This is a genomic window from Streptomyces sp. HM190 (assembly GCF_009857135.1).
Taxonomy (GTDB): Bacteria; Actinomycetota; Actinomycetes; order Streptomycetales; family Streptomycetaceae; genus Streptomyces; species Streptomyces heilongjiangensis.
In genome coordinates this window covers 5,435,155-5,452,643 of the sequence record NZ_CP047318.1, presented here as the reverse complement: position 1 = coordinate 5,452,643, position 17,489 = coordinate 5,435,155, and the positions used below count along the sequence as shown (strand labels likewise).

The 17,489-nt window shown below is 74.0% G+C and carries 14 protein-coding genes and 1 pseudogene; 3 read left to right on the top strand and 12 right to left on the bottom strand.

Translation table 11 applies throughout. The annotated features are described in order from the left end of the window. Positions 1-15 precede the first annotated feature (15 nt). The 3 genes from GSY65_RS23375 to GSY65_RS23365 form a co-directional block, all read right to left on the bottom strand. Positions 16-890, bottom strand: a protein-coding gene (locus GSY65_RS23375) for an IS5 family transposase (RefSeq protein ID WP_443043178.1) whose coding sequence is annotated in 2 segments (ribosomal slippage) — positions 16-498 and positions 501-890 — 873 coding nt in all. Because the reading frame shifts where the segments join, the coding sequence is not laid out codon by codon here. 45 nt (positions 891-935) lie between these two features. Further along, complete coding sequence (gene leuE, locus GSY65_RS23370; RefSeq protein WP_159772052.1) at positions 936-1,589, bottom strand: leucine efflux protein LeuE; 654 nt, start codon at positions 1,587-1,589, stop codon at positions 936-938. A 42-nt stretch (positions 1,590-1,631) separates the two neighbouring features. Further along, positions 1,632-3,212, bottom strand: coding sequence for an acyl-CoA mutase large subunit family protein (locus GSY65_RS23365; protein ID WP_159772049.1), 1,581 nt, complete (start codon positions 3,210-3,212; stop codon positions 1,632-1,634). Positions 3,213-3,452: 240 nt separating this feature from the next. Between GSY65_RS23365 and GSY65_RS23360 the strand changes: the two genes are divergently transcribed. Next, complete coding sequence (locus GSY65_RS23360; RefSeq protein ID WP_201452637.1) at positions 3,453-4,382, top strand: L,D-transpeptidase family protein; 930 nt, start codon at positions 3,453-3,455, stop codon at positions 4,380-4,382. 432 nt (positions 4,383-4,814) lie between these two features. Here the strand turns inward: GSY65_RS23360 and GSY65_RS23355 are convergent, their stop codons facing one another. From GSY65_RS23355 to GSY65_RS23340, 4 genes are all read right to left on the bottom strand, one after another. Then, positions 4,815-5,957 carry a hypothetical protein gene (locus GSY65_RS23355; protein WP_159772046.1) on the bottom strand — a complete coding sequence of 381 codons (1,143 nt, stop codon included), beginning with the start codon at positions 5,955-5,957 and terminating at the stop codon, positions 4,815-4,817. After that, positions 5,957-6,643, bottom strand: coding sequence for an RNA polymerase sigma factor (locus GSY65_RS23350; RefSeq protein ID WP_159772043.1), 687 nt, complete (start codon positions 6,641-6,643; stop codon positions 5,957-5,959). The genes GSY65_RS23355 and GSY65_RS23350 overlap by 1 nt, the downstream gene beginning before the upstream one ends. Before the next feature lie 376 nt (positions 6,644-7,019). After that, the gene (locus GSY65_RS23345; protein WP_159772040.1) at positions 7,020-8,183 is read right to left on the bottom strand and encodes a hypothetical protein; all 1,164 of its coding nucleotides are present in this window, start codon (positions 8,181-8,183) and stop codon (positions 7,020-7,022) included. Next, entirely contained in the window at positions 8,180-8,797 is a 618-nt protein-coding gene (locus GSY65_RS23340) for an RNA polymerase sigma factor (protein ID WP_159772037.1), read from the bottom strand. Before GSY65_RS23340 ends, GSY65_RS23345 begins: the two co-directional genes overlap by 4 nt. 316 nt (positions 8,798-9,113) lie before the next feature. Here GSY65_RS23340 and GSY65_RS23335 point away from each other — a divergent pair, with 316 nt between their 5' ends. Beyond that, the gene (locus GSY65_RS23335; RefSeq protein WP_236580004.1) at positions 9,114-11,660 is read left to right on the top strand and encodes an FG-GAP-like repeat-containing protein; all 2,547 of its coding nucleotides are present in this window, start codon (positions 9,114-9,116) and stop codon (positions 11,658-11,660) included. Between the two features lie 251 nt (positions 11,661-11,911). On the opposite strand, the gene GSY65_RS23330 is transcribed toward GSY65_RS23335, so the two are convergent. The 5 genes and pseudogenes from GSY65_RS23330 to GSY65_RS23310 form a co-directional block, all read right to left on the bottom strand. Continuing rightward, positions 11,912-12,298 carry a hypothetical protein gene (locus GSY65_RS23330; RefSeq protein ID WP_159776301.1) on the bottom strand — a complete coding sequence of 129 codons (387 nt, stop codon included), beginning with the start codon at positions 12,296-12,298 and terminating at the stop codon, positions 11,912-11,914. Between the two features lie 234 nt (positions 12,299-12,532). Then, positions 12,533-13,105, bottom strand: a complete 573-nt coding sequence (locus GSY65_RS23325; protein WP_159772031.1) for a hypothetical protein — start codon at positions 13,103-13,105, stop codon at positions 12,533-12,535. Between the two features lie 127 nt (positions 13,106-13,232). After that, a pseudogene (locus GSY65_RS23320) lies at positions 13,233-13,771 on the bottom strand (hypothetical protein). Between the two features lie 116 nt (positions 13,772-13,887). Further along, entirely contained in the window at positions 13,888-14,721 is an 834-nt protein-coding gene (locus GSY65_RS23315; RefSeq protein ID WP_159772028.1) for a DUF4328 domain-containing protein, read from the bottom strand. Between the two features lie 207 nt (positions 14,722-14,928). After that, positions 14,929-16,524, bottom strand: a complete 1,596-nt coding sequence (locus tag GSY65_RS23310) for a beta-N-acetylhexosaminidase (protein ID WP_159776299.1) — start codon at positions 16,522-16,524, stop codon at positions 14,929-14,931. Between the two features lie 225 nt (positions 16,525-16,749). On the opposite strand from GSY65_RS23310, the gene GSY65_RS23305 reads away from it, so the two are divergent. Beyond that, entirely contained in the window at positions 16,750-17,364 is a 615-nt protein-coding gene (locus GSY65_RS23305) for a 2-oxo-4-hydroxy-4-carboxy-5-ureidoimidazoline decarboxylase (protein WP_159772025.1), read from the top strand. The last annotated feature ends 125 nt before the right edge of the window (positions 17,365-17,489 follow it).

The window sequence follows — 17,489 nt, the reverse complement described above, 5'->3', positions numbered from 1 at the left end:
TATCGAATGTGCTGGTCACAGCCATTCATTGATGGCCGCTACGAGGACGGTCGCCTCGTAGCGGACCGCGAGCTTGTCGTACCTCGTGGCCACGGCCCGGTGCCTTTTGAGGCGGTTGATGCCGCACTCGACCGCGTGCCGAGCCTTGTAGTCCTGCGGGTCGAACTTCGGCGGTCGGCCGCCGCGCGAGCCGCGTTTCTTGCGGTTGCGGGCCTGGTCGGCCTTGTCCGGGATGGTGCAGCGGATCCTGCGCTGCCGCAGGTAAGCGCGGTTCTTCCGGGAGGCGTACGCCTTGTCGGCGCGCACACGATCGGGCCGGGTGCGCGGCCTGCCTGGGCCAAGACGCGGGACGCGGATCTTGTTCAGGACAGGCTCGAACTGCGGGGAGTCGCCCCGCTGGCCGGCCGTGATCACGATGGACATGGGCTTCTGGCCTTGTTCGACGGCCAGGTGCAGCTTGGTGGTCAGGCCACCGCGCGAGCGGCCGAGGCCGTGGTCGTCGGGCTCGACGCCGACGCCGCCGGGCGGCTCCTTCTGCAGCTCCCCTTTTTCCTTGCCCCGGCGGCGTGCTGGTGGGCCCGACACACCGTGGAGTCGACGTTGATGTCCCAGGTGATCAGCTCTTTCGCGTCGGCCCGGGCCTGGAGCGCGGTGAAGATCCGATGCCAGGTGCCGTCCCGCTGCCACCGCCGGAACAAGTCGTACGCCCGGCCCCACGGCCCGTACTCGGCGGGCAGGTCCCGCCACGGAACGCCAGTACGGACCCGGAACCGTATGCCGTCGATCAGCTGCCGCCTGGCCCACGTCGGCGGCCGTCCGGGCTTCTTGCCCTTCGGCAACAGCGGTTCCAGCACCGCCCATTGCGCGTCCGTCAGATCTCCACGTGCCACGAAGCAAGATCATCTCACGTTCAAGATCCACTTTCGACACACACCCTAGGCCCCGCCGGCCAGTGACAGCTTGACGGCGAAGCCGAGGAACAGCGCGCCCGCCGCCGAGGTCGCCCCGGCCGACAGCCGCTTGCGGCGGCGGAACGCGGCGGCCAGCCTGGTGCCGCTGAATATCAGCGCGGTCAGGTACAGCACGCTCGCGAGCTGGGCGAACGCGCCGAGCACCACGAAGGACAGCGCGGGGTAGGCGTACGCCGGGTCCACGAACTGCACGAAGAAGGCGACGAAGAACAGGATCGCCTTGGGGTTGAGCAGGCTGATGACCAGCGCCCGCCGGAACGGCCGCTCGCCCTCCGCGGCCTCCCCGCGCGGGGCCTCGGCGACCGCCTCCCGGCGGCTGCGCCACATGCCCCACGCGGCCCGCAGCATGCCGACCGCGAGCCACGTCAGATAGCCCGCGCCCGCGTACTTCACGATCCCGAACAGCACGGCGTTGGCCTGCAGCAGCGAGGCAACCCCCGCCGCCGACAGGGTCATGAGCACGGCGTCCCCGCACCACACGCCCGCCGCCGCCCGGTACCCCGTCCGGATCCCCCGCCGGGCGGCGACGGAGAGGACGTACAGGGAGTTGGGGCCGGGCAGCAGGACGATCAGGACGAGGCCCGCCAGATAGGTGGGAAGGTCGACGACTCCGAACATGAGCCGCATTGTGGCACGAAGGTACGACAACGCGGCCCGGAATCAGAAGGCGTCCGAGGGCACGTAGGTGCCCCACACGTCGCGGAGGGCGTTGCAGACCTCGCCGACGGTGGCGCGGGCCTTGAGCGCCTCCCGCATCGGGTAGAGGACGTTGTCGGTGCCCTCGGCGGCCTTCTTCAGGTCGGCCAGGGCGCTGTCGACGGCCGCCTGGTCCCGTTCGGCGCGCAGCTTCGCCAGGCGCTGCGCCTGCTGGGCCTCGATCGCGGGGTCGACGCGCAGCGGCTCGTACGGCTCCTCCTCGTCGAGCTGGAAGCGGTTGACGCCGACGACGACGCGTTCGCCGGAGTCGGTCTCCTGGGCGATCCGGTAGGCGCTGCGCTCGATCTCGTTCTTCTGGAAGCCGTGCTCGATCGCGGCGACCGCGCCGCCGAGGTCCTCGACCTTCCGCATCAGCTCCACCGCCGCCGCCTCGACGTCGTCGGTCATCTTCTCGATGACGTAGGAGCCCGCGAAGGGGTCGACGGTCGCGGTCACGTCCGTCTCGTAGGCCAGGACCTGCTGGGTGCGCAGGGCCAGACGGGCGGACTTGTCCGTCGGCAGGGCGATGGCCTCGTCGAAGGAGTTGGTGTGCAGCGACTGGGTGCCGCCGAGCACCGCGGCCAGGCCCTGGACGGCCACCCGCACGAGGTTCACCTCGGGCTGCTGGGCGGTCAGCTGGACGCCCGCGGTCTGCGTGTGGAAGCGCAGCATCAGCGACTTGGGGTTCTTCGCCCCGAACTCCTCGCGCATCACCCGCGCCCAGATCCGGCGCGCGGCACGGAACTTGGCGACCTCCTCCAGGATCGTGGTGCGGGCGACGAAGAAGAACGACAGGCGGGGCGCGAAGTCGTCGACATCCATGCCGGCGGCGACGGCCGTGCGCACGTACTCGATGCCGTCGGCGAGGGTGAACGCGATCTCCTGCGCGGGTGAGGCGCCGGCCTCGGCCATGTGGTAGCCGGAGATCGAGATGGTGTTCCACTTGGGGATCTCGGACCTGCAGTACTTGAAGATGTCCGCGATCAGCCGCAGCGAGGGCTTGGGCGGGAAGATGTACGTGCCGCGGGCGATGTACTCCTTCAGCACGTCGTTCTGGATCGTGCCGGTCAGCCGGTCGGCGCTGACGCCCTGCTCCTCGGCGACGAGTTGGTACAGCAGGAGCAGCAGCGAGGCGGGGGCGTTGATCGTCATCGACGTGGAGACCTTGTCCAGCGGGATCCCGTCGAACAGGACCCGCATGTCGTCGATCGAGTCGATCGCCACACCCACCTTGCCGACCTCGCCGTGCGCGATCGGGGCGTCGGAGTCGTGGCCCATCTGGGTCGGCAGGTCGAACGCGACGGACAGGCCCATCGTGCCGTTGGCGATGAGCTGCTTGTAGCGGGCGTTGGACTCCACCGCCGTACCGAAACCGGCGTACTGCCGCATCGTCCACGGCCGTCCCGTGTACATGGACGGGTACACACCACGGGTGAAGGGGTACGCCCCGGGCTCACCCAGCTTGTCCGCCGGATCCCAGCCCTGGAGGGTCTCCGGTCCGTACACCGGCTCGATGGGCAGTCCGGACTCCGACTCGCGCGCCATGGTGTGTGCCTCCGCGTTGCTTGTTACTCGCTGGTTACTCGCTGGTACAGGCGACCCTCGCGACGGACTGTAGCGGCGGCCGTGCGCCCGGTGGAGGGGCACCTGCTGGGACCTTGCTCACAACCATGCCCCGTTGTTCGCGACGGGTCACGCGCGGGCAACCTTTCGGCAGACCCGGCCGGGAGGACGGCGGGGCCCGCGCGGCCACGGGACCGCGGCCATGGGACGGCGGGGAGCCGGATGCGTACCAGGGACATGCGGAGAGCTGTGGCCGCGCTCGCGACGCTCGTGGTGGTCGGCGGCTGTACGGGCCCGGTGGTGCGGGTGGACGGCGACCAGCGGCAGCCGGACCGCGTCGACGCCACGGCCACGCCGGGCGGCCCCCTGACGGACGACGGCGACAGGGCGACCGGAAGCGGCGGCGGCAGCGGCGGCAGCAACAGCGACGGCGACGGCGACCAGAAGGGCGGGGAGTCCGGCGGCCGGGCCGCCCCGTCGAGCGCGCCGCCCGGCGGGAACCCCGCCCCCGCGGTCCCGGCGAAGGTCCTGTGGTCGCGGGGCGACGAAGGGTTCGAGGTACGCGAACTCCAGGCGCGTCTCCGGCAGGTCGCGTGGCTGCACGTCGGGCCCACGGGGACGTACGACGACCTGACCGTGCAGGCGGTGAAGGGCTTCCAGGGCAAGCGAGGGCTGCCGCGGACGGGCAGCACGGACACCGCCACCTGGGCGCGGCTGGTGGGGATGACGCGGGAGCCCGGCAAGTGGGAGTTGTACGCGTTCGGGGGCCAGCCGGCGGCGGAGCCGGACCCGCGCTGCCTCACGGGCCGGGTGCTGTGCGTCAGCAAGACGAGTCGGACCCTGCGCTGGATGGTGAACGGCACCACGCTGACGACGGTCGAGGTACGGTTCGGCTCGCAGTACACGCCCACCCGCGAAGGCGTCTTCAGCGTCTACTTCAAGTCCCGTGACCACTGGTCGACCCTGTACGACACGGCAATGCCGTATGCGATGTTCTTCAGCGGCGGGCAGGCCGTCCACTACTCGTCCGACTTCGCGGCCCGCGGCTACTACGGCGCCTCGCACGGCTGCGTCAACGTGCGCGACGAGGCGGCCATCGCGCGGCTGTTCGCGCAGGTCAGGATCGGCGACAAGGTGGTCGTCCACTGGTGACGGGGCGGGACAAGGTGGTCGTCCACTGGTGACGGGGCGGGCGGACGAACAGGGGGACGAGCAGGCGGGCCGGCCGGGCACCGGGGCCGCGAGGGCCGGCCGCGAAGTGATGCGCGTCACAGGGCGCATAGCGGGAGGGCGCCGCGGGCGTCGCTGGGAGTACGGGGTGACCGCGGGGGATTGGGGCGCGGGCGGGACCGGGGGAACGTGTCCCGCCCGCGCCTGGGTGCACGAGCCGCAGGTACGGGGGGAACCCCGGCTCAGTGCGACGGCCGATGACCAGTCGGCTCACTCAGTACTGCGGCGGAGCGGCCGAAAGTGTTACCCGTCAGGGGAAGGAATTTCTGAGCGGACGGGAAACCGCAGGTCAGAGCTTGGTGAGAGGGTGCGGAGACCGGGCTCGTGCCCGGGGCGGCGGCGAGCATCGCAGCCCTACCCCTGGTGGCGGTTGCCGCCCTGCCCGGAGCCGCCCTTGCCGTGGCCGCCGCCCTTGCCGCCGTGGTTCTTGCCCTTGCCGCCGCCTCGGCCGTGGCTCTTCCCGTTCCCGTTCCCGTTCCCGTTCCCGTTCCCGTTGCCGCCGTTGCCGTCGCCCCGGCCACGGTCGGAGTCGTCGTCGTCGTCGGTGTCGAGCTTGGAGTGGTCCTTGGCCCCGGCGCCGGAGGAACCGGCGGAGCCCGACGCGCCACCGGAGCCCCGGCCCTTGCCGTGGGTGTCGCCGGAGTTCTTCCCGCCGCCCGCGAGGACGCCGTCGCAGTACTTCTTGAACCGGCCGAAGCCCTTGCCGCCGGACGCGTCCTCCAGGCTGCGCCGGCGGTCGTCGTCCAGGTCCTTGCCGTTGCGGACGTCCCGGCACGCGGAGAGGACGCCGCTCCACCACTCCGGGGTGAGGCCGCCCTGGCCCTGCCCGTCCTCGTCCGAGGTGCCGTCGTCGGTCCCGGCACCGGGATCCCCGCCGCCGGGGGTGTTCCCGCCGGAGCCGTCACCGCGCGGCGTGGGTACGCCGTGCGCGCCGCCGCCGGTGTCGCCCTTGGACGGGGCCTCGCGCGGCGACGGCGACATCAGCGGCCGATCCGGCGACTGCGCGGGGGAGGAGACGGAGGCGGGACGTTCCGGTTCTCCGTCGACGATCGAGCCCGTCAGGACGCCGCTGCCCGCCGCCAGGGCGGCCCCGCCGAACATGCCCCCGGCCAGCGACGCGACCAGCCCGAACCGCGCGGGCCGGCCCCAGCGGGCCCGCCGGCCGTCCGGGGCGGGCCGCCCGAGACGTACGAGCCCGGCGTCGGCGACCGGCGCCGACGGGTGGGTACGGCTGCTCCGCGCGGGCGCGGCGGCCTCGTCCCCCTGCGCGGCGCGGGCGGTCCTGGCGGTGCGGAAGGCGGCCAACGCGGCTTCCTCGCCTGCGAGTTCGAGGCCCGGCGCGGGCTTGGGGGTGGCTTCGGCGGCCAGCGCGCCGAGCGTCTCGGCGAGCCGCTCGGCCCGGGCGCGGGCGTCGGGGTCGACGGCGTCGAGCGGCTCGCCACGCAGCAGCCGCTCGGCCACATCGCGGCTCAGCCACTTGTCCTGCTCGTCGGCCATCACATGTCCTTCTGCGTCCGCGGACGCATATGCGTCACACCGGCGGACGTAGCCGCGCGGGTACGCGGTTCTCTCGGTGGGGGCACCGCGTCCAGCGAGTCGCCGGATTCCGGATCGGCCTCCGCGGCCGTCTCCGGATTCTCCCCGATCAGCTCCGCGAGCCGTTTCAGACCCCGGTGCGCGGCCGTCCGCACGGCGCCCGCGCGCTTGCCGAGCGTCTCGGCGGCCGTCTTGGCGTCGAGGCCGACCACGACACGCAGCACCACGGCCTCGGCCTGGTCCTGGGGCAGCCGGGCTATGAGGGACAGGGTGCGGCCGGTGGCGAGGGCCTCCATCGCCTCACCCGCCGTGTCGGACTCGGCCGCCCGGCCGGTCAGCTCGGTCTCGTCGCCGCCTATCGCGGGACGGCGGCCCCGCATGCGTATGTGGTCCAGCGCGCGGTTGCGGGCGATCCGGGCGGCCCAGCCGCGGAACCGGTCGGCGTCACCGGTGAACCGCTCCAGGTCGCGGGCGATCTGGAGCCACGCCTCGGAGGTGACGTCCTCCGCGTCCGGATCGCCGACGAGTGTGCGTACGTACCCGAGCAGCCGTGGATGCACGGCGCGGTACACAGTCCGGAACGCGGTCTCGTCCCCGTCCTGTGCCGCGCGTACCGCGGCGGTCAGCTCCGCGTCGTCCCCCAGCACCGCGCCCCTCTTGCGCCTCGACCGGCGCCGCTCGCGCGGCCCGGGTTCTCGCCGTCTTGGTTCCTCGATCAATGGTTGCGGTCTCAACCTCACCGGCGGTCAGAGCAGTGGGCGTCCTCCGCGATCCGGCGCGAATGGCACGTTACGGCCTGAAACCGCTGCCCGTCCATGTCCGTAGAACATGCAACTAACTCGTGATCCGGCGAGGTGTGACACAAATCGGGGGCGCGGCGCTGTAGGGAGTACGGGCCGCCGCGCGGCCCGTGCCGCGCGACGGTCGGGGCCTCTCCTGTGGGGGGTGGCGGCCCCGGCCGTTGCCATCGGCGGAGTCGGCCGGGTGCCTTGCGAGTACGGGGGTCTCGCGAGCACGCCGGCCTTACTTCGTGTCCGGGGTCCTGTCCGCCCCGTCGACCCGGCCGGACCCGTCCGCGCCCTTCGGCTGCTCCGCCCGGCCCCCCTGGTCCGCCCGGCTCCCCTGGTCCGCCTGGTCTCCCTGGTCCGTCCGGCCCTGCCGGTCGGTCTGGTCCGGGGTGCCCTGCGCGGTCGGCTCCCCCGCCCAGTCCGGCTTCCCCGTGGCGGACCCTGCCGCCGCCCCCGCGCCGTCGGGCCTCCGCCCGGCGTCGGGCCCCGTGGACCGCACGGTCCCGTCCTGCTTCCCGGCGGATTCCCCGGCCCCCTGCTCCCGGTCCCCGGCGTCGTCGGCGTCGCCGAGCCGGGCGGCGCAGTAGGCGGCGACCTTCTGCGTGCCGCCCGCCGCGTCGGCCAGTCGCCGCCAGGCGGTGGCGTCCAGCGCCCTGCCCCGCCCCTCGGCCTTCTCCTCGTACGCCCGGCAGTGGGCCTCGGTGTCCCGCGCGCTCGCGGGCCGGTCACCCGTCGTGGAACCGGCGCCCTGCGTCCCGGAGGGGCCGGGCGCAGCGGGGGCACCGCGCGAGGTCCCCGTACGGCCGTCCCGCTCGCCGCGCCCCGGCCCGGCGTCGTCGTCGCGGGTGGCCGAGCCGATCGCGGCGAAGGCGACACCGCCGAGGGTGAGGCTGGACAGCAGCACGGCCAGGGTGGTGCGGACGGAGCGCTGCACGCGGCGCCGCGGGTTGGGACGCCAGTCGTCCCGCCGCCGGGTCCGCGCGGCCCGCGGCCCCTGCTCGCGCGCCGCCCGGAACGCCGCCAGGGCCCGCGCCTCGCCCGCGCTGTCCACCTCGGCCCGGACCCGCACGGCGACGGCGAGCAGGAGGTCGACGGAGGAGGCGTCGGCCGCGGTCAGGCCGACGTCGGGGAGGCCGGGCGGGGTCCGCGTCTCGGGGGCGGGGTCCGGGGCATCGGCAGGGGCTGGGGCCGGGTCTGGGGCATCGGCAGGTGCAGGGGCTGCGGCCGGGTCTGGGGCCGGGGCGTCGTTCAGGGCGTGGCGGCCGTCCTGGCCTGCCCCGCCGTGCCGTGGTTCGCCCATCTCCGACTCCGCCCTGCCCGACGGCATCGCGCGTCCTTGACTGTCGCCGTGCCGCCCGTCGCTGCCGTGGCCGCGGCGGCTGCCGCCGCTGCCGTTCATCCCGACTCCCCCAGCGTCCGGGCGCCGTCTTCCGTCACACCCTCGGTGCGGAGCAGCTGGGCCAGCCGCTTCAGCCCCCGGTGCGTGGCGGTGCGGACCGCGCCGGGGCGTTTGCCGAGGACACGGGCCGCGGCGGGGCCGTCGAGACCGACGACCACCCGCAGCAGCACGGCCTCGGCCTGGTCCCGGGGCAGCCGGGCGACGAGCGCGAGGGCCTGCGTGGTGGAGAGCGACTCCAGCGCCTGGTCATGGGTGTCGTGGACGCCGGGCAGCTCCAGCAGGTCGTTCTCCAGGGCGGTCGCCCGGGGCCTGACCTTCTGGCGCCGCAGATGGTCGAGGGCGCGGTGCCGGGCGATGGTGGCGGTCCAGCCGCGGAACCCGGCCCCGTCGCCCTTGAACCGCCCGAGGTCGCGCGCGATCTCCAGCCAGGCGTCCGAGGCGACGTCCTCCGCGTCGTCGCCGACGATGCCGCGCAGGTACCCGAGCAGTCCGGGCTGCACCAGCCGGTAGGCCACCGCGAACGCGGCCTCGTCGCCCTCCTGTGCCCGCGCGACGGCCACGCCCAGTTCCCCGTCGAACGCCTGCACGCGGCGAGGTTCGCCTCCCTGGCCCAAGAGCTGTCCTAGTCAGTACGACATCGCGGTCCCGGGACCGGCCCCGACCCCTCGGGATCGTCACCGGGCCCCACGGTCATCTGCGCCGCGCCCCGCGGAAGTGTCACTGAGCGCCGCAGGGACCCGCCGGAGATCACCCGGAGGAGGGAGCTGTGGCCGATCGCATGACTTGGGTCACACGCGTGTCGTCCGATGGTGATGTTCGTGGCGGCTTGTGCTCTGAATAGAAGGCCACCCTCGTGCCGGGTGGTGTCTTCGCGTTGTTCGTGTAGGGGTGGGGCATTTGATTCGCCGTGGGAACCATGCGTACCGGCCGATGAGTGCGAAGCGAAGGGCATGGCTGACGCTCGGCGCCGCCGTCGCGGGTGGCGCGAGCGTGGTGTCGTACGCCGTGGCCTCCCCCCAGGACGGCGCACACGGCGCGGTCGCCTCCGTGGCGGGGGCCCCGCGCCCCGCCGAGGTGCGCGACGTGGCGCTCATGTCCGCCGACGGCGGACGCCCCGCCCTGGCCCGCACCCGCACCGCGCCGTTCTCGCTCCTCGGCGTCTCCTGGACCGACGCGTCCGCCCGGCTGGACGGCACGGCCCAGGTGCGCACCCGTGCCACCGCCACCGGCCGGTGGAGCGCCTGGCGCGCCCTGCGGCCGTCCGCCACGCCGCCCGGCGGCACGCGCGGCGCCTCCGAGCCGCTGTGGGTCGGCCCCAGCGACGGCGTCGAGGCCCGGATCGTCACGGCCGGCGGATCACCGGCGGGGCTCCCGGAGGGGCTGCGGGTCGACCTCGTCGACCCGGGGACGACGGACGGCGGCCCCACCGGACACACCGCCACGACGGCCGGTGCGCGGGGCGCGGCTGGCGGGGCGCGGGCCACGGCGGGCGTCGGCGGTATGCGCACCGCGGCGTTCGTCACCGACGATCCGCCGGTCGCCGTCCCCTCCACCGTCACCCGGCCCCCGATCGTCGGCCGGGCCCGGTGGGGCGCGAACGAGGCGACGGTGGCCGGGGCGCCGCGGTACGACGCCGAGGTCAGCGCTGTGTTCGTGCACCACACGGGCGGCAGCGACGCCTACAGCTGCGCCGAGTCCCCGGCGCTGATCCGCGCGCTCATGGCGTACGACACGGAGACGGCCGGCCTCGGCGACCTCCGGTACAACTTCGTCGTCGACAAGTGCGGCCGGATCCACGAGGGCCGCGCGGGCGGCGCCGACCTGCCGGTGCGCGGCGCGCACACCCCGGGCTTCGACGGTGCCTCGACGGGCGTGGCGGTCCTCGGCGACTACGACGGCGCCACGCCGACCCGGGCCGCCGTGGAGTCCGTGGCCCGCCTCGCGGCCTGGAAGCTCGGCCAGTACGGCGGCGACCCGACCGGCACGGTCACGCTCACCGCGTCCGAGGACAGCGGCGTGTACGGGCAGGACGAGCAGGCCGAACTGCCGGTGATCTCCGGTGGCAAGGACGCGGTGTCGACCGCCTCCCCCGGCGCGAACCTGTACGCGGAACTCCCCGAGATCCGCCGCTACGCCGCCTCCCCCGCCCGCAACTCCGCGATCCCGACGGCCGACTACACGGGGGACGGCGTCAGCGACCTGGTCGCCGCGACGCCGCGGACCGGCAGCGGCGTCATCACCCTCGTGCCGGGCGGGACCGGCGGCCCGGTCGCCGCCTCCCGGCTGCGGCTGGACCAGGCGAGCGCGGGCGTCCCCGGCGCCGCCGAGTCCGGCGACCAGTGGGGGTCGGCCACCGCGTGGGGCGACATCAACGGCGACGGGTACGCGGACCTCGCGGTCGGCGCGCCCGGCGAGGACGACACCACCGGGCACGCGGACCGCGGCGCGGTGACGATCCTCTACGGGCCCTCCTTCACCGCCGACGCCGACACGATGGCCCTCGGCGACGACTACGAGCCGAGGGGCGCGCGGTTCGGGTCGACCGTCGCGGTCGGCGACTTCAACGCCGACGGCAGGGCGGACGTGTTCACCGCCGCCACCGGCACGGGCGGCAACTGGGCGGCCCGGTTCGACGACGGTCACGAGGTCGCCGGTGATCTCACCACGGCGACGGGCCCGCTCGCGTACGCGGACGCCGCGAGCGGCGACTTCAACCGCGACGGGTACGCCGACGTGGCCCTCAACTACCGGGACGCGTCCGGGATCGGCAAGGTGACCTGGTTCAGGGGCTCCCGGTCGCTGGGGCTCACCAAGGCGGCGACGCTGACGGTGAAGGGCGGCCGTGCCGTCGCCACGGGCGACGTCGACGGCGACGGCTACGACGACATCGCGGTCGGCCAGCCGTACACGGGTGAGTCGGGCGGCAACGCGGGCGGCCAGGTCACCGTGGTCCCCGGCTCGGCCACGGGCCCCACCACGACCGGCGTGCGGACGGTCCACCAGAGCACGGCGGACGTGGAGGGCGCGTCCGAGGCGTCCGACGGGTTCGGCGCGTCGGTGTCCGTCGGGGACGTGGACGCGGACGGCTACGGGGACGTCCTCACCGGCGCGCCCGACGAGGACATCACCCGCGCCGGGACGAACCGCGCGAACGCGGGCTCGGTGTGGCTGCTGAAGGGCACGGCCTCCGGGCTGACCGGCACCGGCTCCCTCGCCCTCTCCCAGGACTCGCCCGACGTGCCCGGTGCCACGGAGAAGGACGACAAGCTGGGCTCCGCCGTCTCCCTGACGGACGTCACGGGCGACGGGTACGCCGACCTGGTCATCGGCGTGGAGGGCGAGGACGCGGGCACCGGCACGCTCCTGTACGTCCCCTCGCCCGGCGGCACGCCGACGACGACGAGGTCGACGTACTACGGCGTGACGCAGCTGGGTACGGCCGCGGGGGCGCGACTCGGTCAGAGCCTGACGCCGTGACGGGTGGCCGGGGCGCCTGATGGCTCGGGCCGGGGGTGCGGTGGCGGGTACGGGTGTGTGGGGGTTGTTCGCGCTGTTCCCCGCGCCCCTGAAGTGCGCCTGGGGCTGCCCCTTGTGCTTTTCAGGCGCTTTTCAGGCTGAAGGGCGGGCCGCCGTGGGCCCGTCCCGTCAGGGGCGCGGGGAACTGCGCGAGAAACCACGACGCGCCCGCACCCGCCACCGCGCACCCCCGAGCCATCAGGCGCCCGGCCTCACTCGCATCGCATCGCGTCACGGCACAGCAGCCGCAGCGACCCCTCCCCCGTGTAGCAGCGGCGGGCCTCCTCGAAGGGGTCCCAGAAGCGGCCGTCCCAGGTGCGGACCCAGTGGGCGCCCGCCTCCTGGACCCACTCACCGCCGGCCCACCGCACGACGACCTCGCCGCCGTAAGCGCCGAACCCCCGCAGGACGCACTGCACGGCGGCGTAGGGCGCGCCCTCCTGCCGTATCTCCTCGATCATCCGGTCGACCCGCCACAGGCTCTGCGCCGAGTAGTCGAGGCGCACCCGCGCCCCTTCCCGCATGACCGCCACCGTGTCGGCGGCCCAGCGCAGGGGCTTGGCCGCGCTTCCCGGCCGTTGCGCGGGCCCGCCGCTCACCCCGGACGAACCGACCGACCTGACCGAACCGAATGTCTGCTGTGCGCTCACACCCGTACAAGCGCTCGTCCCGCGCCTCGCGTCACACGATCCGGGCCCCTTCGACGACACCGGCGCAGGACCCCCACACCCGCACCCAGGACACCCACAGAACCCGCTCGCAAAGCCCGGTTCACGAGCGGCGCGGCAGCACTCCCGACCCCGGCCCCCGGCCCCACGCGCGGCTGCGCGCCCTCAGCCCGGTACGCCGCGCGCCCGCCGCGACACGACCGCGCGCAGGACGCGCCGTCCCTCCGTGGAGACGTCGAGCGCCTGCCGGACGGCTCCCGCGCCGTGCCCGGCGATCAGCTCCAGGACGGTGACCTGGCGCCGGAGTTCGGCGGCGACGAGATGGGACGCGCCGTCGGCGCGTCCCTCCCGGCACGCGTCGACGGCCTCCGCTCCCCCGCGGTCCAGCGGATCGAGCAGCTGATGGATGCGCAGCGCGGCGACGGAGCACACCTCCGCCCACGCGCGCAGCCCCGCGCCGGACCGTTCGCCGGGCACCGCGTCGAGCATCCGGCGGGCGAGCCCGACGACGTCCTCCGCCTCGCCGGCGCCGCCGGGGGCGGTGCCGCTCTCCAGTTCACGGCGTATCTTCGCGACCCGTTCCCCCCAGCCGTCCCCGTCGTCCACCAGTCCCGCCCACAGCGGGCGCAGGACGTCGTCGCCGCCGCCGAGAAGCGGTACGCAACGGTCCAAACAAGCCAGTCCGCTTGCCGCCAGACCGCGTTCGTCGGCCTGGGCGATCAGCTCCACCAGGCTCATCACGCCTCCCTCGATCCTGCTCGTCCTCGCTCGACAGGGCTCCGCATCCGAGAACTTCCCGGCGTTCCCCCCACGCCCGTTAACGGAACCCGCACTTCCCCTTACTGCGCGCAACGGCCCGGGAGTGTCACAGCGGGACGACTCCGAGCCGGTCGAGCAATCGGAAGAGGATATTTTCAGCCAGAGGGTCCACCGGTCCAGGCTCCGAGGCCAACACGTCGGCCAGGCCCCTCTCCGCGGCGACCCGTCCCGCCTCCGCCACCCAGGCCACGGCCCGTCCGGCGGCGTCACGCGGTTCGAGGAAGTAGTCGTCGGCGGTGAGCCCTTGGCCGCCGTCGCCGAGGCAGTCGGCCATCGCGGTCCGCGCCAGGCAGGTAGTCCACGCCCCGCTCTCCGGCGCGGCGGCCTCCACCACGACGCAGTCGCTGTCCAGGACGTAGCCGAACGGCGCGGGTGAACCCGTCTCCCGCGCCAGCGCGCTCATGTTCCCGGCGTCACCGGCACCGCCGCCCGCCGAGCCGTCGTCGGCACCGCTCGGGCAGGCCCACACCTGCCGGCCGTCGGCCGAGGCGGTGCGCAGGGTCATCCCCGCGCCCCGGCCGGCGCGTCCAGTTCGGCGAGCGGCCGCTCGCTGCGGGCCACGACGTAGTACCCCCAGTACCCCATGCCGGGAATGCACCACAGCCGCACGGGAGCCCGCCCCCGGAATCGGGCAATCCGCACGATTCCCCGCGGTCGGCGGCCCGCCCGGATCCCCTGCCGGCAGGCGGGGACCGGAACGGTCAGGCCGTCACCGGCTCCGACTCGGCCGGGCGCGGTCCGCTCCGGGCCTTGTCGTCCTGCATCCGGGTGAGAGTGAGGACGAAGAGGACGGCGAGCCCGGCGCTCAGGATCTCGAAGGCGTCGGCGAACAGCACCACCTGCGTGGCCGAGTGGATCTCGTCCGCCGTCTCGGCCCGCGCGTAGGCCCGGCTGCCGGCCTGGCTCACCCCGTTGCCGATCAGCCAGAACGTCCACCAGGCGTTGACGAGCGCATGCGACCGGGGCTTCGCCCACGGGCTGCTCGCGTCCCAGACGTCGATCGCGACCCGGCGCGGGAACCAGAGGTTCACGACGGGCACGAACCACCCGCCGATCGCCCAGCCCCGCTTCTTGCGGTGGCCGAACGGCTCGAACACCTCGGCGTTGACGCGCACCCGGTGGAACCAGACGAGGAACACGGCCACGGTGGCCAGGAAGGCTGCCGTCTGGACCGCACCGGTCAGGGCGAACAGCCGGTCGGCCCGGTCCGCGTCGGCTTCGATCGCCGAGCCGTACGTGCCGTCCGACACCCGGCCCAGGACGTCGAGCATCGTGACGTCCGCCCACACCGCGGCCAGGTCCGTGAGGGCGACCACGCCGAGCAGGACCGCCACGGCCCGCCCCAAACCCACCGGCGACCGCAGCCAGGACGCCGGGGCCCCCGGGCCGAACTGCGGCACCCCGCCGGCCCGCGGGAGCGGCGGGGCCTGCGGCAGGCTCGGGCCCACGTCCGGGTGCAGGTCCGCGGCCTCGCAGGCCCGGCAGAGTTCTCCTCCCGGTGCCGCGTCGAACTGCCGACAGCGTGTACAGGTCATGCCAAATCCCCCCGTGCGACCGCGTCCCCCGGACGCGGAAGAAAGCGAATGCGGTGAACGAGCCGAGCGCGGTCCTCCCCAGACCCTCGGCGCTCAGTGCTCAGTGCTCAGTGCTCAGTGCTCAGAACACGCGGAACATACGGTTCACCGGCCCCGCCCGTCCACCCCATTCCCACCCCGGCGCGCCCGGCTCCCACCCCGGCGCCCTCAGCTCACCTTTGCCGCCAGCGCCCGGAACTGCGTCCACGACAGCGTCGGCTTCGCCGGGTCCCACAGCTTCTGCGACAGCGCCCGCAGCGGCATGCGCACCCCGGCCGCCACCTGGGCCTCGGTCTGCCGGTTCGCGAGGTCGCACCAGACGGCGAAGACACCGCCGAGGATCTGCTTGTCGTACTGCGCGGGCACGGCGGTCGTACCGCGCAGCACCCGCGGCGTCCACGACTCGTAGATGCGCTGCCCCGTCGGGTAGAAGAACTGGTTGGGCTCACCGAGCACGTAGTAGAGGTACTCGTCGTTGTAGTTGACGACCTGCCGCCCGGCGCTCAGGTACTCGACCGGCTGCCGCGCCCCGATCTCCTTGCCCGTCCAGTAGGCGACCTGGATCCGCTTGTCCGCCTGGACGCGGCCGCCCCGGAAGAACCCGTCGTTCCACGCCCGCACCGTCCGGTCGTGGCCGCGCATCACCGCGGCCCGGTCGTTGAGCCAGCCGGTCGCCAGGTCGGCGACGGTGGCGCCGGCACCGTACTTCGCCCGCGCGGCGGCCGCCAGCTGCGGGTAGGACGCCTCCGGGTTCGACACCATCAGCGCCCGGTACTCGTCGGCGCCGACGTGCCACCGCGCGCCGGGGAACAGCCCCGCATACTCGTTCAGGAGTTCGTCGACGGTCTTCGCGGCGGCCGGCTTGGAGATGTCGACGGCCCCGCGCGCGGCGACGCCCTGCGCGTTGACCAGCTGGAGCTGCGGGTTCCCGGCGATCACGGCCCCCAGGTGGCCGGGCGAGTCGATCTCGGGGACGACCTCGATGTGGCGGCTCCGGGCGAGCGCCACGATCTTCCGCACCTGCGCCTTGGTGAGGTGCTGGTCCGACACCACCTCGGGATGGCTGGAGGACTCGATCCGGAAACCCTGGTCGTCGGAGAAGTGCAGGCCGAGCTGGTTGTACTTGAGGTCGCCCAGTTCCCGGACGCGGTCCTCGATCCAGCCGGCCGTGAAGTGCTTGCGCGCGATGTCGAGCATGAACCCGCGCTCCGGCTTGGCCGGCTCGTCGTTGATCACGCCCTCCGGCGCCGTACCGCCGCCGCGCACCGTCTGCTTCAGGGTGCGGGTGCCGTAGAAGACCCCGGCCTCGGCCGGCGCGGCTATCCGCACCCGCCGGTCCTTCACCGTGAGCGTGTACGCCTCCGAGGCGGACTTGCCCGATCCGGTGAGCGCCAGCTCGACGTCGCCCTCGCGGGGCCTGGCGTCCCCGGCGTACGCCAGGCCCAGCTCCCCGGCGGTCAGCCGTCCCTCGTCGGCGAGCACCCCGTTCCGTACGACCACCCTGGCGCCGTCGGAGGGGCGCCAGCCCGGCCCGCGGGCGGCCTGGTGCTGCCGTACCGCCGGGACGGTGCGCGGCTTCTGCGACAGGGCGTACGAGCGCGAGGGCGACGGGGACGCCGTGGGGGAGCCCTTCGCGGCGCTCACGGACGACGACTCCTGCGAGGGCCGCGAGCCGCCCGCCGTGCGGGTGTCACCGCCCGGCCACACGGTCACCGCCACGGCGACGGCACCACCCGCCAGGACGACCCCGGAACCCAGGAGCAACCCTTTCGACGTGATCGCCGTCCTCCTGCGGGGAGCCCGGCGTCGGCCACCGCTCACGACGCGCTCCCGGCCCCGGTCCGCTTACGCCACATCTCGCACACCTCTCTGCTGTCCGCTCCCCCGTGCCTCCCCCTCGAACCTACGACGTCCGACCACCCCACCAGTCCACCACAGAGTCCGAAACTTGCCCGACCGGGTGAATTTCGGGCAGCGAACGGACAGCCCATGACCCACCTCGATAACGTGGTGGCACTTCTCGCTCAGCCTGACCTGCCGGCCCCTACGCACCGCCGAGGAACCACGCTGCCTCCGCACCGCCTCCCCCACCTCCCCGGCCGGGTCATCCTTCCGGAGCAGGCGCACGCCCCGGGCCCGAAGGCCCTGCAGTGGCTCAACCACGCCCCCGAGGACACCCTGCGGCAGTCCCTCCTCGGCTGTCTGCGCAGCCTCCGCTGGGCCCACCGGCTCACCGACCACCGCCCCTACCCGGACCTGGACGCCCTGCTGGCCGCCTCCGACGAGGCCGCGTACGACCTCACGGCGACCGACCTCACCGAGGCGCTCGCCGGCGAGACCCTCCCCTCCCTGCCCTCGGACACGTACGACGTGGCCCACACCGCCCTGAGCGCCGCCCACGCCGCCTACGAGGCCCGCTTCGGTCATGTGTTCGTCATCTGCCTGGACGGCATCCCTGCGGTGGAGCACCTGGACCGCACCCTGGAGGGCATCCGGTCCCGTCTGGCCCACGACCCGGAGGAGGAACGGGTCGTCGTGGCCGAGGAACTCCGCCGCCTCGCCGCGGAACGGCTGACCGGCCTGCTCCGGGACGCGCCGCGCTGACCTCGTACGGTCCGGCCGCAAGGGCGAAACAAGCCACGGCGGACCCCCCGCCGGGCGGGCTCGGCGCCCCGCACCCCGGATGCCGCCCGATACTCACCCTTACGTGCAGCCTTCGGTGCCAGTTT